Source organism: Salinisphaera sp. RV14 (assembly GCF_052044135.1).
Classification (GTDB): Bacteria; Pseudomonadota; Gammaproteobacteria; order Nevskiales; family Salinisphaeraceae; genus Salinisphaera.
Genome location: NZ_JBQDYF010000015.1, coordinates 70,492 through 85,524, shown reverse-complemented (window position 1 = coordinate 85,524; position 15,033 = coordinate 70,492). Strand labels below are relative to the sequence as shown.

At 63.3% G+C, this 15,033-nt stretch carries 14 protein-coding genes; 10 read left to right on the top strand and 4 right to left on the bottom strand.

The annotated features are described in order from the left end of the window. Positions 1-133: 133 nt before the first annotated feature. The gene (locus ACS8Y6_RS14235; RefSeq protein WP_440855817.1) at positions 134-1,165 is read right to left on the bottom strand and encodes a LacI family DNA-binding transcriptional regulator; all 1,032 of its coding nucleotides are present in this window, start codon (positions 1,163-1,165) and stop codon (positions 134-136) included. A 198-nt stretch (positions 1,166-1,363) separates the two neighbouring features. On the opposite strand from ACS8Y6_RS14235, the gene ACS8Y6_RS14230 reads away from it, so the two are divergent. The 8 genes from ACS8Y6_RS14230 to ACS8Y6_RS14195 all read left to right on the top strand — a co-directional run bounded on the left by ACS8Y6_RS14230 (position 1,364) and on the right by ACS8Y6_RS14195 (position 9,823). Further along, positions 1,364-2,401, top strand: a complete 1,038-nt coding sequence (locus ACS8Y6_RS14230; protein ID WP_440855819.1) for a Gfo/Idh/MocA family protein — start codon at positions 1,364-1,366, stop codon at positions 2,399-2,401. Between the two features lie 16 nt (positions 2,402-2,417). Beyond that, positions 2,418-3,317, top strand: a complete 900-nt coding sequence (locus ACS8Y6_RS14225) for a sugar phosphate isomerase/epimerase family protein (RefSeq protein WP_440855816.1) — start codon at positions 2,418-2,420, stop codon at positions 3,315-3,317. 65 nt (positions 3,318-3,382) lie between these two features. After that, positions 3,383-4,594 (top strand): ABC transporter substrate-binding protein, encoded by a 1,212-nt coding sequence (locus tag ACS8Y6_RS14220; protein WP_440855815.1) that lies wholly within the window; start codon positions 3,383-3,385, stop codon positions 4,592-4,594. A gap of 87 nt (positions 4,595-4,681) precedes the next feature. Continuing rightward, positions 4,682-5,584, top strand: coding sequence for a carbohydrate ABC transporter permease (locus tag ACS8Y6_RS14215; RefSeq protein WP_440855818.1), 903 nt, complete (start codon positions 4,682-4,684; stop codon positions 5,582-5,584). Continuing rightward, a complete protein-coding gene (locus tag ACS8Y6_RS14210; RefSeq protein ID WP_440855814.1) occupies positions 5,568-6,407 on the top strand; it encodes a carbohydrate ABC transporter permease in 840 nt (279 codons plus the stop codon). The genes ACS8Y6_RS14215 and ACS8Y6_RS14210 overlap by 17 nt, the downstream gene beginning before the upstream one ends. An 8-nt stretch (positions 6,408-6,415) precedes the next feature. Beyond that, positions 6,416-7,558 (top strand): ABC transporter ATP-binding protein, encoded by a 1,143-nt coding sequence (locus tag ACS8Y6_RS14205; RefSeq protein ID WP_440855813.1) that lies wholly within the window; start codon positions 6,416-6,418, stop codon positions 7,556-7,558. A 39-nt stretch (positions 7,559-7,597) separates the two neighbouring features. After that, positions 7,598-8,722, top strand: coding sequence for a Gfo/Idh/MocA family protein (locus tag ACS8Y6_RS14200; protein WP_440855812.1), 1,125 nt, complete (start codon positions 7,598-7,600; stop codon positions 8,720-8,722). A 27-nt stretch (positions 8,723-8,749) separates the two neighbouring features. Then, a complete protein-coding gene (locus ACS8Y6_RS14195) occupies positions 8,750-9,823 on the top strand; it encodes a sugar phosphate isomerase/epimerase family protein (RefSeq protein WP_440855811.1) in 1,074 nt (357 codons plus the stop codon). A 183-nt stretch (positions 9,824-10,006) separates the two neighbouring features. On the opposite strand, the gene dbpA is transcribed toward ACS8Y6_RS14195, so the two are convergent. The 3 genes from dbpA to ACS8Y6_RS14180 form a co-directional block, all read right to left on the bottom strand. Beyond that, complete coding sequence (gene dbpA / locus ACS8Y6_RS14190) at positions 10,007-11,398, bottom strand: ATP-dependent RNA helicase DbpA (RefSeq protein ID WP_440855810.1); 1,392 nt, start codon at positions 11,396-11,398, stop codon at positions 10,007-10,009. A 91-nt stretch (positions 11,399-11,489) separates the two neighbouring features. Beyond that, positions 11,490-12,839 carry a cytochrome P450 gene (locus ACS8Y6_RS14185; protein ID WP_440849498.1) on the bottom strand — a complete coding sequence of 450 codons (1,350 nt, stop codon included), beginning with the start codon at positions 12,837-12,839 and terminating at the stop codon, positions 11,490-11,492. A gap of 210 nt (positions 12,840-13,049) precedes the next feature. Further along, positions 13,050-13,643 carry a fasciclin domain-containing protein gene (locus ACS8Y6_RS14180; RefSeq protein WP_440849497.1) on the bottom strand — a complete coding sequence of 198 codons (594 nt, stop codon included), beginning with the start codon at positions 13,641-13,643 and terminating at the stop codon, positions 13,050-13,052. 325 nt (positions 13,644-13,968) lie between these two features. Here ACS8Y6_RS14180 and ACS8Y6_RS14175 point away from each other — a divergent pair, with 325 nt between their 5' ends. After that, entirely contained in the window at positions 13,969-14,211 is a 243-nt protein-coding gene (locus ACS8Y6_RS14175) for a hypothetical protein (RefSeq protein WP_370453173.1), read from the top strand. Between the two features lie 170 nt (positions 14,212-14,381). Next, the gene (locus ACS8Y6_RS14170) at positions 14,382-14,936 is read left to right on the top strand and encodes a VOC family protein (protein ID WP_440849496.1); all 555 of its coding nucleotides are present in this window, start codon (positions 14,382-14,384) and stop codon (positions 14,934-14,936) included. Positions 14,937-15,033: the final 97 nt, after the last annotated feature.

Sequence of the window (15,033 nt, the reverse complement as noted above, 5' to 3'; positions counted from 1 at the left end):
ATCGACCGGCCATTCTAATTGTCATCAAACCGGTCAAAGTAGTTGACGTCGGATATATCAGTGTTCTGTGACACAAGTTTATCTTACTATTTCGGCGCTTTTCCATGCCATTCGCGGTATTCCCTGATACGACTCATCGCCGTGCCTTGCCCTCGCTTTCACCGTGAACCATCTGCATTGGCCAGAGCCGCTGCCGGGGCTGGTCGGGGAAGGCGTTCATGTATGCCGGCATGGTCGCGAGCAGCGTCCGCGCCAGTTCGGTGCCGAGCTCGTGAAGAGACATCCGGAAAGCGGTCAGCGAGGGGGTCAGGAAGCGAGTCTGAGGGCTTTCCTTGAAACCGATGACGGCGACATCGCGACCGGGCATGAGCCCCGCGTCCTGAAGGACGCGATAGAAACCGAGGGCGAGCACTTCGTTGACCAGGATGATCGCATCGGGCTGCGTCTCGAGCGCCAGAAAAGCCTTGCCGATTTCAAGGCCGCCTGCCTCGGTCGGAATGCCGCGAAGCACGAGACGGGGATCGAAGGCCAGGCCATGCTCGGCAAGCGCCTGTCGATAGGCGTCGACGAAAACGAAGCCCAGATTGAGGTCGCTCGCCGGTGCCGTGATGGCGATGCTCCGGTGTCCCAGTTCGGCCAGCCGCGCGACGCTGGACCGCGCGAAGTGCTCGAAATCCAGGTCGATCCAGGGATGGTCGCGACCGCTCTCGCTGCGGCCGAGCGTGACAAAGGGGATATTGCGCTTCTCAAGCAGCGTGATGCGGGGGTCCACGCGCAGCGTGGCGGACAGGATGAGTCCGTCGACGATATGCCGCGAAACCACCCGTCGCAGATAGGCCTCTGGATCCTGATGCGTGCTGCAGGTGAGCACGATCAGGTCCATGCCTTGTTCCTCGAGAACGGTCTGGACGCTGTTGAACAGCGGCATGAAGAAGCTGTCGCTTTCCCCCATGGCCTCGCGGCCGGTCTGGATCATGAAACCGATGGCGTTGGTGGTGCCCTGTCTGAGGCTGCGTCCCGACTGGTTTGGCGCATAGCCCAGCCGATCGGCGGCTTCCAGCACCCGTTCACGAGTTTCGGCATTGACGTCGGGGCGGCCATTCAGGGCCCGCGAAACGGTGCCGATTGAGATGCCGAGTTCTTTTGCCAACATCTTGATATTCAATATTTATATCCTTTTTTTTCTCGGTAAGTCTGCGGTCTGTTGTCTTCTTTCTGACGGTACGTTCGCGGTCTCCATCCAGATTATCCAGAAAAAAAGTGTTGACAGGAATAATCTTCTTATATTTTTATCGTAAACGTTTACGAGCCAAATAAACAGACGACACTTCCAATGGTTTCCGGCCGTAAACGGGAGGAGAGCATGATGCGAGCCGTCCTCGTGGGCTGTGGCTCGATGAGCCGGGCCTGGCTGCAGGCCGCCGCCGAAATCGACGGCCTTGCCATCGTCGGTCTGGTCGATATCGATCAGCGGCAGGCCCGCCGGCGGGCCGGGGAATTCGGGCTCGATGCGGTGGTCGTCGGGGACGATCTCGATGCCGTTCTCGCCCAGACCGGGCCCGATCTTGTTTTCGATGTGGTGGTGCCGTCGGCGCGTCATCAAGTCGTCAGCAAGGCGCTGGCCGCCGGCTGCGATGTGCTTTCCGAAAAGCCGTTGGCGCCGACGCTTGCCGAGGCGCGCGACCTTCTGACCCGGGCCGACGCGGCCCAGCGTTTGCACGCCGTCGTCCAGAACCGCCGTTACATCGAGCCGGTCCGTCGTCTGCGGGCCTTTATCGAAAGGGGGGCGATCGGCGAGGTGACGAGTCTGCACGCCGATTTCTTTCTGGGCCCGCACTTCGGCGGCTTTCGCGAGGAAATGCCCCACGTTCTGCTGCTCGACATGGCCATCCATACTCTGGATGCCGGCCGCTACCTCGCCGGCGACGACGCGGTCGCCGTCTATGCCGAGGAGTGGGAGCCGAGCAATTCCTGGTATGCCAGTGGCGCCTCGGCGGCGGCGATCTTCCGTCTCGCCGCGGGCGCGGTCTTCAGCTATCGGGGCAGTTGGTGTGCCGACGGACTGGCGACGAGCTGGGAGGGCGCCTGGCGCATCGTCGGCACGCGCGGCTCCGTGGTCTGGGACGGCGCGGACTCGCTGCGCGCCGAGGTCCTGGAAAGCGGGGCCGGGCCCGGCTTCTTCTCGCCAGTCACGGCGGTCGACGTGCCGCCCTTGCCCCCCTCGGCCGAACCCGGCGGACGGGCCGGCGGCCACCTCGGCGTCCTTCGGGACTTCATCGACGCGGTCAACGGCGGGCCCGTGCCGGAAACCGTTGCCCACGAGAACATCAAAAGCCTGGCCATGGTGCTTGCCGCGATGGAGAGCGCCGAGACCGGGCAACGCATCGACATCACGACCTGAAACAAGGAGCCCAGCTGTGAGCGACCCGGCCAAGGACATCCGCATCGGAACCATGATCAAGGCGAATGACGACGACCCCGCCGGCTATGTCCGCGACATCCTGCCGCACGGCTTCGAGAGTATCGAGCCGTTCTTCTGGCAGGTGATGAACAAGGATCTGCCGCGCCTGGCGGGCGAGCTGAAGGAAGTGATCGGCGACGCCGATGTGACCATGTCGACGCTGGGCATGTTCGGCAACCCGCTCGAGCAGACCGAAATCGATGCCGAGACACTCAAGGGCTGGCAGACGCTGATCGACAACGCGCATCACTTCGGCGCCACCACCATCGCCGGCTTTACCGGGCGCCTGCGCGACCAGCCGATCGAGGCCAGCCTGCCGCGCTACAAGGCGGTGTGGTCGGACCTGGCCAAGCGGGCGGCCGACAATGGCGTGCGCATCGCCTTCGAAAACTGTGCGATGGACGGCAACTGGGCTCGTGGTGACTGGAACATCGCCCACAACCCCGATGCCTGGGAACTGATGTTCGATCTGCTGCCGGCCGACAATATCGGGCTCGAATGGGAGCCCTGCCACCAGATGGTCTATCTCATCGACCCGCTGCCGCAGATCCGTAAATGGGCGCCGAAGTTCTTTCACGTGCATGGCAAGGACGCCACGATCCGCTGGGATGTGATTCGCGAGCACGGTGTCTTCGGCAAGGAGCCGTGCGTGTTCATGCGCACCCCCGGCTTCGGTGATACGAACTGGACGGACGTCATTTCAGAGTTGCGGCTGGCCGGCTGGACCGGATCGATCGACATCGAGGGCTGGCATGACCCCGTGTATCGCGATGCCCTGGAAATGACCGGCCAGGTTGCCGGCCTGAACTATCTGAAGTCCTGCCGTGGTGGCGACTACCTGGAAAATCCCGGCTGACCGGATGGCGCCCGGGGCAACGCCGCGAGAGCGCCCGGGCGTCGAACATCAAGGAGGAGATGACAATGAAACGATTTTCCCTATTGATCGCCGGCTCGGCACTGCTGGTTGGGTCGATTGCCGCGCAGGCGTCCCCCATCACGTTAACCATCTGGACGATTGATCATCCCGGGCAATACGACTATGTGCTCGCCAAGGCGTTCGAGAAACAGAACCCGAACATCAAGATCCACGTCAAGACCGTTGATTTCAGCGACATGGTCCACCAGCTCGCCCGCGCGATGGCGACCGGTGGGGGGCCCGATATCACCTATGTCGACAATCCGGACGTGGCCCTGTTCGCTTCGCGCCATCTGCTTCTCAATCTCACCCGCTACGTGAAGAAGTCGAATGTTCTCGATACCCGTGACATTTATCCGGGGCCGCTCAAGGCGGTGACCTGGAAAAGCAAGATCTACGGCATCCCACGCGGCGCCAACACGTTGGTGCTTTACTACAACGCCGATATGTTCAAGGCACACGGGCTTGATCCGAACAAGCCACCGAAGACCTGGAAAGCGCTCTATCAGGATGCCAGGACGCTCACCGATCCGAAGAAGAACGTCTACGGACTGACATTCTGCGCCAAGGCGAATGGCGAGGGCACCTTCCAGTTCCTTCCCTGGGTGCAGATGACCGGTGGCAACTGGAATCGCATCGACACGCCCGGTGCGGTGCGTGCGCTCAATCTGTGGAAGAAGTTCATCGACCAAAAGATCGCCTCGCCCGACACTCTGGTTCACAGTCAGTGGGAAAGCACCGCGACATTCGTCGCCGGCAACGCGGCGATGGCGATTTCCGGCCCGTGGGAGTTGCCGCGAATGCAGAGGGACGCGCATTTCGACTTCCGGGCCGCGATGCTGCCGATCCCGGCGAAAAACGGCCAGCACGCCTCGGCGCTCGGTGGCGGCGACAATGTCATTCTCGCCAATACCAAGCACCCGGAGGCGGCTTTCAAGTTCCTGGAATTCGCCTACAAACAGATGCCGACGGTATGGAACCGCTTTGGTTACCTGCCGGCCTCCAGGGTTGCGGTGAAGAACCCGAAATGGCCGAAGAGTTTCCGCGTTTTCAAGAAAAGCATGAAGTACGCGCGGGTACGCGGTCCGAGCCCCGAATGGTCCAGGATATCCCGGGCGATCTACTCGGCCGTGCAGCAGACGCTGACGCATCAGAAAAGTGCCAAGGCGGCGCTCGCCGCGGCGCAGAAGAGAATTGACAGTGTCACCGGGGAATAACAGGTGGAGCGCGAAACGGGAGAGGTCGGCCCGTGCCTTCCCTGCTCTGCGGCGCCGATGCGTCTGCGACCCGGGGGGGGCGTGCTGATGCAAAGCCTATTCGGATCAATACGAGATGGGCGCGGCTTCGACGCGCTGCTGGTCGGATTCGCGGTGGCCTATCTGTTCGTCTTTTCGGCGTTTCCGATCGTCTACAACGTAATCATGTCGTTGCAGTCTGTGGATCTGTTCAACCTCGCCTCGCTCGACCGGCCGTTTGTCGGCCTCAAGAACTATGAAGCCGTACTGAGTGACCCGCTGGCCTTGCCGATTTTCTGGAACACGGTCAAATTCGTAGTGCTGTCGATCGTTTTCCAGCTTTCGATCGGTTTCGGGCTGGCACTGTACTTTCGGCAGGACTTTCCCGGGGCGCAATATCTGCGGGGGCTGTTCCTGGCCGGCTGGATAATGCCGGCGCTCGTCGTCGGCGCGGTCTGGAAATGGATTCTCGCCGGGGATTTCGGCGTTCTGAACTACCTCATGACGTCGCTCGGCTTGATCGACGACCCCATTTACTGGCTATCCAATCCCAACTACGCCCTTTATTCCATCGTCATTGCCAATATCTGGCTGGGCATTCCCTTCAACATGATTCTTCTGTCGGTGGGGCTTGCGGCGATTCCCGACGACATCTACGAGGCTGCCAAACTCGACGGCGCCGGCGCCTTGCGGCGGTTTTGCTCGATCACCCTGCCGCTGATGCGCGCGCAGATCGGTGCCGTCACAGCGCTTGGCATCATCTTTACCCTGCAACAGTTCGACCTGATCGCGGCCCTGACGCAGGGCGGGCCGTCGAATGCCTCGAACGTCGCGCAGTACTGGTCCTGGCAGCTTTCCTTCCAGACCTACAATTTGTCGCAGGGCAGCGTGGTATCCGTGCTGATGATTCTGGTCGTCATCGGTGTGGCCTTGATTTACACGCGCTCGACGCGTCATGAGCACGTTGCGTGAGGGCGAACGTATGAAGCGCTATGTCCTGCTCGTCGTCGGTCTCACCTTTGCCGCGATCTATCTCTTTCCGCTTTACTGGATGTATGTCACGGCGCTGAAGAGCGGCGCGGAAATCTTCAAGAACCCGCCGGACTTCTGGCCCAGGGTGCCGCATCTCCACGTTGTATCGGTCTGGGAACAAACCCGGATGGGGCATTATCTTCTCAATTCGTTGCTCGTCGGGGGCGGGGTGACGGCACTGGTGGCGCTGATCGGCACGGGCTGCGCCTATGTGCTGGCACGCTATCGCAATATCTGGATCGACATTGCGCTGTTCGCGATTCTGATGATGCAAGTGCTGCCGTCGTCACTGATGGTCACACCCCTGTTCGTGGCCTTCAATCTGGTCGGCCTGCTCGAGTGGCCGCGGCTGTCGGTAATCCTCGCCCAGTCCGCCAAGATGCTGCCGCTCTACATCGTGCTCTGCCGCGCCACCTTCCTGCAGGTGCCGCGGGCGCTGGAGGATGCCTCGCTGGTCGATGGCACCTCTCGGATCGGCGCTTTTGTCCGCATCAATCTGCCGCTGGCGCGCAACGGCATCCTGGTGACCTCGGTTCTGGTGTTTTTGCAGTCCTTTGGCGAATACGTCTACGCGCGCTCGCTGATTTCGAAGGACCAGTACGAGACGGCGACGGTCGGGCTGATGAGCTTCATGGGGCCCAACGGCAGCGACTGGTCCGACATCATGACCTACGCCGCCATCTATGTAACGCCCATTCTCATCATCTTCATTCTTCTGCAGCGGCGCATCGTCAGCGGCCTGACCGCCGGTGCGCTGAAGTGAGTCCGGCCATGCAACAGATCGAAATCGACAAGCTGAACAAGCATTTCGGCGATTTCCATGCACTCCATGACATCGAGCTAGCGGTGCCGAAGGGCGCTTTCGTGGCGTTGGTGGGGCCCTCCGGATGTGGCAAGTCGACCCTGCTGCGCACCATCGCGGGCCTGGAAAAGGCGTCGTCGGGCGCGGTTCGCATTGCCGGCGATGACGTCACCCACCGCCCGCCACGGCGGCGCGACGTAGCGATGGTGTTTCAGTCCTATGCCCTTTATCCACATATGACGGTCGAAAGGAATATGAATTTTTCCATGCGTATCAGGCGGATGGAAAAGAGCCGAATCGAGGCGGCGACGCGCGAGGCGGCCGGTACACTGGGCCTCGAAGCCCTTCTCGGTCGCATGCCCCGGGCGCTTTCCGGAGGCCAGCGTCAGCGCGTGGCCATGGGCAGGGCGATCGTGCGCGATCCCAAGGTATTTCTGTTCGATGAACCGTTGTCCAATCTCGATGCCGCGCTCCGTGTCCGCATGCGTGGCGAGATCCGGAAACTGCATGAGCGGCTCGGTGCGACCTCGATCTATGTGACGCACGACCAGGTCGAGGCGATGACCATGGCCGATCATATCGTGGTGCTGCGAAGCGGCTGCATCGAGCAGCAGGGCCGGCCACTGGACCTTTACGACCGTCCGGCCAACCGCTTCGTCGGCAGCTTCATTGGCTCGCCGGCGATGAACTTCATTGCCGCGGTCAGCGGTCCCGATGGCCTGAGCGTGCGCCTGGATGGCCCGCGGACATTGCCGGTGGCGGCCGATGTGGAGGCCGGTCGCGATGTGCTCGTGGGGCTGCGGCCCGAGCAAATCTCTTTCGTGGAACGGCCGAACTGCATTGGCTTGCCGGCAACGGTCGACACCGTGGAGTCGACCGGCAGCATGACCTATGTCAACGCCACCGCCGGACCCGAAACCCTCGTCATCGCGCAGGCGGGCCGCCCGGCGGTGGAGCGCGGCGAGGACGTCATGCTTTATGTCGCACGCGAGGATGTTCGCCTGTTCGACGCGGCTTCCGAAAAGCGGCTGCCAGTGTGTCAGCCGGAAGCAGGCGAAGTCGCCAAGAAAAGTAAAAACCGGTTTGTCTGTCAGACCCCGCCCAAGGAGTGAGCTATGGACACCGAATCCGACACCCCCATCCGCTTCGGCATGGTCGGCGGCGGCGAGGGCGCCTTCATTGGCAAGGCCCATTGCCGCGCGGCGATGCTCGACCATCATTTCACGCTTTGTTGCGGCGCCCTGAGTCGGGACCCTGACAACAACCGCCGCTCCGGCGCGGCGCTGGGCTTGCCGGCCTCGCGTGTATACGACACCTGGGAGACGATGTTGGCGCGGGAGGCGGAGTTGCCCGCCGACCAGCGCGCCGCCGCCATCGTGATCGCGACCCCGAACCACCTGCACGTGCCGATTGCAAGTGCCGCCATCCAAAAGGGGTTTCATGTGATGTGCGAAAAGCCGGCCGGGGTCAGTCTGGACGAAACCATGGCGCTGGGCCGGCTGCTCGAGACCAGCGACCGGGTCTATGCGCTGACCTATACCTACAACGGCTATCCGATGGTGCATCAGGCCCGGGCGCTGGTCGCCGACGGCCGGATCGGCGCAGTGCGCAAGATACACGTTGAATACCCACAAGGCTGGCTGGCCGATGAGCCCGAAGCCCGGGGGGTCAAGCAGGCGGTCTGGCGGACCCAACCCTCGACTGCCGGGAAAAGTGGCTGCCTGGCCGATATCGGTACCCATGCGTTCAGCCTGGCCGAATTCATCACCGGTCATCGCGTTGCCGAAGTATGCGCAGCACTCGGTACGCATGGAGCACAGCGCTCGCTCGATGACGACGGCGACATACTCCTGCGCACCGAACAAGGTGCGACCGGGACGCTGATTGCGAGCCAGATCTGCGCAGGTGAAGAGAATGCACTGAAAATAAGAGTTTATGGCGATCTAGGAGGGATCGAATGGCGGCAAATGGTGCCATCGACGCTGCTGTACCGGCGCCGTGGCGAGCCGGCGCTTTTTTATCGCTCGGGGCTCGACCAGCCAGGCCTGTACCCGGCCGCACGCGAGAGAATCCGTCTGCCCGGCGGCCATCCGGAAGGTTATTTCGAGGCCATGGCCAACCTCTACGCGGATTTCGCCTCTGCGATCAGGGCAGGCCGGCGTGAAGTGCCCGGTTTGCTTGGCGGCGTCGAGGGCCGGCGGGGCATGGCCTTTATCGAGGCGGCCTTGACCAGCCACAGCCAAGGCAGCCAGTGGACCGCGCTCCGCCACGTCTAAAAACATCCAGTCGGAGGACCGACGATAATGGCACATGAAAACTATTCGGGAATGAAAGGGCCCGGCATTTTTCTCGCTCAGTTCCTCGCGGACCGGCCGCCGTTCGATGCGCTGGAGCGTATCGCCCGTTGGGCAGCATCTCACGGCTATGAGGGTATCCAGGTCCCCAGCGGGGACGAGCGCTGTATCGATCTGGAAAAGGCGGCCACCAGCCAGACTTATTGCGACGAACTGAAGGGCCAGTGCGAAGCTGCGGGTGTTACCATCACCGAGCTGTCAACGCACCTCCAGGGCCAGCTTGTCGCCGTGCCGGCGGGTGGCGATGCGCTGTTCGACAGCATTGCGCCCGCTCATGTGCATGGCGATGCCGAGGCCCGAACGCGTTGGGCCACGAGGCAGCTCGAGCTGACGGCCCAAGCCAGCCGCCGTCTTGGCCTGACCAAGTTGGCGACCTTCTCGGGCGGCTTGCTGTGGCCGTTCTTCTATCCCTTTCCGCAGCAACCCCAAGCACTCGTCGACGAGGCCTTCACGGAGCTCGCGCGGCGCTGGCGGCCGATACTGGATGTGTGTGATGCCGAGGGGGTGGACTTATGTTTCGAAATCCATCCGACCGAGGATCTGCACGACGGCGTGACGTTCGAGCGTTTTCTCGACAAGGTCGACGGTCATCCCCGGGCGCAGATCCTTTACGACCCCAGCCATTTCCTGCTGCAGCAAATGGATTACAGCGGCTTCATCGACTGCTATCACGAGCGTATCGGCATGTTCCACGTCAAGGACGCCGAATTTCGTCCGAGTCCGCGCAGCGGCGTCTACGGCGGCTATCAGCGCTGGGTAGACCGCCCCGGCCGGTTCCGTTCGCTGGGTGACGGACAAGTCGACTTTCGAAGCATTTTCAGCAAATTGACCCAGTATGGCTTCGACGGCTGGGCGGTGTTGGAATGGGAGTGCTGCATAAAGGACTCGGAACAGGGCGCCGCCGAAGGTGCGCGTTTCATACGCGACCACATGATCAGCCCGGCCACCACCACATTCGACGATTTCGCCGGCGACGACCAGGCGAGCGACGAACGCAACCGGGAAATCCTCGGGTTGAACTGAGCACGAACCGGGGCGCATCGATCCCGACGCGGCCGCGTTACTCTCTGGCGGAAAGTAACCGAGCGGGCGCTCCGGGCGTCTGGTAGTTGCTGCCGTATGCCCGATAAGGCACGGTCTCCCGCAGCAGAATGACTGCCGCAGGTCCGATCCGGAGGAGAGCTGCCAAGTTCGTGATCGCGCCGGTCAATCGCCCAGCACGCCCACGCGAAAGCGGCGGCCCTTGATCCCGGATTGCCGCAGCCGGTCACGCGCGGGTTTGGCCCGGGATCGTGCGACGGCGACATAGGCGCGCAGCGTGGTGATCTCGATCTTGCCGACTTCGTCGCCGGTCAATCCGCCTTCGCCGGTGAGCGCGCCGAGAATATCGCCCGGGCGTAGTTTGTCGCGCCGGCCGCCCTGGATGACCAATGTGGCCATCGGCGGCTCGACACGGGCCGAGCCGTCGTTGTCGGGCCAGCGCGACCAGTTCAGCCGAATGCCGGCGGCGACGGCGATGCGCTCGGCGCGCTCGCGTTCGCGCGGCGTGCAGAACGACACCGCCCGCCCCGATTCGCCGGCCCGGCCGGTGCGGCCGATACGATGCGTGTGGGTATCGATATCGCGGGCCAGGTCGACACTCACCACCAATGGCAGCGATGTAATATCCAGGCCGCGTGCGGCCACATCGGTGGCGACCAGCACGGCACAACTCTGGTTGGCGAAACGCAGCAGCACTTCGTCGCGCTCGCGCTGTTCGCGGTCGCCGTGCAACGCCAGCGCGGACACCCCGCGCTTGTTCAGATGCGCACAGACGCGATCGACATCGGCGCGCCGGTTGCAGAACACCAGGGCCTGGGAGAATGTCTTCTGGCGCCGCTTTGAATCGGCCAGAACCCGTTCCAGGGCGATCAGCTTGTCGGCATCATCGACAAGATGGAAGACCTGGGCGATGCGTAGCGGCGGGCTCTCGCCGCGGGTCGCGGTGATCTGCTTCGGGTTGCGCTGCAGCCGGCTCGAGATGTCGCGTATGGCCTCGGGCCAGGTCGCCGAGAAGAGCAGGGTCTGCCGTTGGCCGGGCAGGTAGCCGACGATGGCCTCGATATCCGCGATGAAGCCCATGTCGAGCATGCGATCGGCTTCATCGAGCACCAGGGTCTGCAAGGCACTCGTGTCCAGGCTCTCGCGCCGCAGGTGCGCCAGCACGCGGCCGGGCGTGCCGACGATGATATGCGGCGGCTGGCCGAGCGAATTGACCTGGGCGCGCATGGGGGCGCCGCCGCATAGCGTCATCAGTTTGACGTTCGGGATGGCGGCCGCGAATTGACGCAATGCCTGGCCGACCTGGTCCGCCAGTTCGCGCGTCGGGCACAGCACGAGCGCCTGGGTTCGGGCCAGGTCGACAACCAGCTTGTTGAGCAGTCCGAATCCGAAGGCGGCGGTCTTGCCGCTTCCGGTATCGGCCTGGCCCAGCACGTCGGCGCCATCGAGGATGGCGGGCAATGTCTGGGCCTGGATCGGGGTCGGGCGGGCAAAGCCGCGAGCCGAGGCGCTGTCGATCAGCTCCTGGCGCAGGGCGAGTTCGGTGAAGTCTTTCATGCGACATGATCGCACGGCGTGCGTGGCGCGGTGGTGTTCGAGTCGGCGCGCCGGGGCGTGGGCACGCCGGGCTTGTGGGGCTTCGGCCGGCTCACGCGGGGCGGCGCGGATAGCGTACGATCTGCCCGCCGTCGGCCGGCGCGAAGGCGACGCCGCGCGATTTCCAGGCTTCGCTGCGCTGGTCGGTGGGTGTGATGGTGTGCTCGGTCAACAGGGTGCGAAGCACGATCTGCAGTTCCATGTGTGCGAATGCGGCGCCGATGCACCGGCGCGCGCCACCGCCGAACGGGATCAGTTCGTAGGGATCGGGGCGTTGGTCGATAAAGCGCTCGGGGCGGAAGCGGTGCGGCGCGTCGAACAGGCGCGGGTCGGTCTGGACCAGTGAAATGCCGATCATGATGTGCATGCCGCGCGGCACGCGCCAGCGACCGATGGCGTAGCCGTCGGCGAGCACCTTGCGGAAGGTCATCGCGATCACCGGACGCGTGCGCTGCACTTCGTTGATGAAGGCGTTCAGAAGCGCGTCGTCGCCGTCGTCGACGGCCGTGACCAGTTTCGCCATGAACGCGGGATGACGACGCAGTCGTTCGACAGCCCAGGCGAGCGTTGTGGCGGTGGTCTCGTGGCCAGCGGTGAGCAGGGTAATGAGTTCGTCGGCGATCTCGCCGTCGCTCATGGGCGTGCCGTCGTCGTAGGTCGCGCCCATGAGCATGGCCAGGATGTCGCTGCGCCGCTCGCGGGTCGCGTCCGCCCGGGCGCGGGCGATCAGCCGGCCGATGATCGCATCGTATTCGGCCCGCATGCGGTTGAACCGGCCCCAGGGGGCGAGGCCGAACAGGTCCCATCGGGGCATCGGTGTGGCCGCCAGGACCGAACCGAGCTTGACCATGCGCGGCAGCAGGCCCCGCAAGGTGTTCAGGTCCTCGCCTTCGGCCCCGAAGACCGTGCGCAGGATGATGTTGAGCGTGATCGCGTTCATGGCCGGCAGGCTGGCCACGGGTTGGCCGGCCGGCCAGGCGGCCATGCCGGCGCGCGCTTCGGCGGCCATCAAGACGCGATATTCGGCCAGACGACTGCCGTGGAAGGCCGGGGTGAGCAGTTTGCGCTGCGCCCGATGCGATTCGCCGGCGCGGGCGAATAGCGACCCCGAGCCCATGACGCGACCGAGATTAGGTTCCATGTTGCCGAGATCGGCTGGATCGGCCTTGAGTATCTGGCGCACTTCGCCCGGTTCGCTGATGACTAGACATTGGCCGAACAACGGCAGCTTGAGCGTGAAATCCGGCCCGTACTGGGCGCGGCGCTGATCGAGCGACATCGACTGGCTGCGATCGAGCCGAGCCCGCAGCATTCGCAGCAGGAAAGGGGCCTTCGGGCCGTCCGGCAACACATAAGCAGCGGCCAGGGGATCGATCTCGCTGGCGGCTGAGTCGCGACGCATGCAACGTCTCCCGGTCGAGCGTGGTTCGAAATTACGCCGGCTGTGCGCACAAAGCAATCAGTGGTGAATGTAAAGGTTGAGGATGCATTCGGTCGTCAAATCCGTGGTGCCGGTGTTGGACGGTGGCCGCCCCGGCGGCGAAAACGGCACAGGCCACGTCGGCTCTCAGCCCCGTGACCTGTGGTTTGCGTCGCTCTATGGGAATGGGCGCTACGGCATCAGCACCTTGTTGATGACGTGGACCACGCCGTTCGACTGGGTCACATCGGCCTGGGTGACGGTCGCCGTGTTGCCGTGGGCATCGGTCACCATGAGGTTGCCGTTTTGCATGCTGAAGGTGAGCGGCTCGCCTTCCACGGTTTTCATTTCCAGCATCGCCTGGTCGCCGTTGGCGGCGATCATGTGCATCAGCGACGTCGAATCATAGTCACCGCTGATCACGTGGTAGGTGAGTATTTTTTGCAGCCGGGCCTTGTTGGCAGGTTTGAGCAGGGTCGCAACGGTGCCGTCCGGCAAGGCGTCGAAGGCCGAATTGGTGGGCGCGAATACGGTAAACGGGCCCGGTCCCGAAAGCGTACCGGCCAGGCCGGCGGCCTTGACCGCGGCAACCAGGGTGGTCAGATTCGCCGCCTGTGACGCGTTTTGTACGATGGTCTTCGATGCATACATCGGCGCGCCGCCCACCATGGGCGGCTGGTCTTGCATGCCACTGGCGGTTGCAACGCCCGCGCCGAAGGCGAACAGGCTGCAACCGAGCAGAGTGGAAACAACCGCCGTGCCGATTCTTCTGGGTATTGTGTTCATCAATCGCTCTCCTGAGCATAGGGCGGCCAAACAGCCGCTCACGGCTTAGATAGACACAAGCGACTGTTTCGGATGCGGCAGGCCGTGAAATCGTTGGGCCGATGCGGCAGTCGCCGGGTCGGGGTCGTCGTTAAAAAAGATGAAATAACCGCGCCATACGATGTGCATCGAATGCAGGCCCTGGCTTGCCGCGTTTTGTTGTTTGGGCGGGCCTCGGGGTGTCGTGTGACGGTGGCGACTGCAGGCCGCAACTATTTCGTTCGTCCGCTCGCGAATTGGCATACACTCAACACGAGCTGCCGGCGGTGGCGTCCACGATTGCGAGTTGCGCATCCGACGGCCACGGGCCGCGTTCGAGAAGACGGCCCGGCGGGCCTTGGAGGCGCCGGGCGCGCCCGGGCAGCATCGACGACAAGGCATTTGCCATTACCAGAATGAACAGGCAGGAGCGTGTGTCATGAGCAAGGGAATGGATCGAAAGAAACTGGACAAGAAGAAACCGACGCGGACCCTGAAGGAGAAACGCGCCGCCAAGGCCGCAAAGACCGAACAGAAGCGTTTTATCTGATCGATCGGTTCGGCGTCGGGGCCGGTAAGGCTCGGCATGATGGGCCTTGCCGGCTCCGCGCGCCCCGCGCATCAGATCGGGATTGTCGGCAGGGCCGCATGGTGTAGGTGCCTCAGGATGCGCCTCACCAGCGTGTGGGCCGGCGTGGTTCGATCCGATGGGGGCCCGTCATGAGATGGAAGGGTGTACATCACGTCGAGTTCTCGGTTCTTCGCTATGAGGAATCGATTGCGTTCTTCGACCGAATGTTCGGCTGGCTCGGCTATCGCAGCTTCTGGACGCTGGATATCGGTTATCGGTCCACGTATTACATGGCCCGTTTCCCGTTCTTCCACAGCTATATCGGAATCCAGCCGGCCTCGGGCGGCGCCCCGTTGAGTTCAAGGCATCACGCGCCGGGGATTCATCACGTCGCCCTCTGGGCGAGAAACCGGCGCGAAGTGGACGCCTTCCACGAGGGTTTCCTGTTGCGCAACCGCGTCGAGGTGACCGATCCGCCCGCCGAGTATTCGGCATACACGCCCGGCTACTATGCGGTTTTCTTCGACGACCCGATCAGCGGCATACATTTCGAGCTGTGCCACACGCCGTTGCTGCCGTCGGTTGCGGCGGTCAGACGCTGGTTTCGTGCGTTGAAGGTGGAATGGAAACAGCATCCGGAATGGCACCGCCCGCCCTGGTCACAGGCGATGCGCCCATTGCCGTCGAAAAAGGACCAGGGCTGACCCGGCCGCGGGTGCCGTGTCGCGTCGGATTCTGCGATCCCGGCGCGATGCTTGGAAACGCGATCGCGGCCGGTCCCCGGGGCGGTTGCCCGGTGAC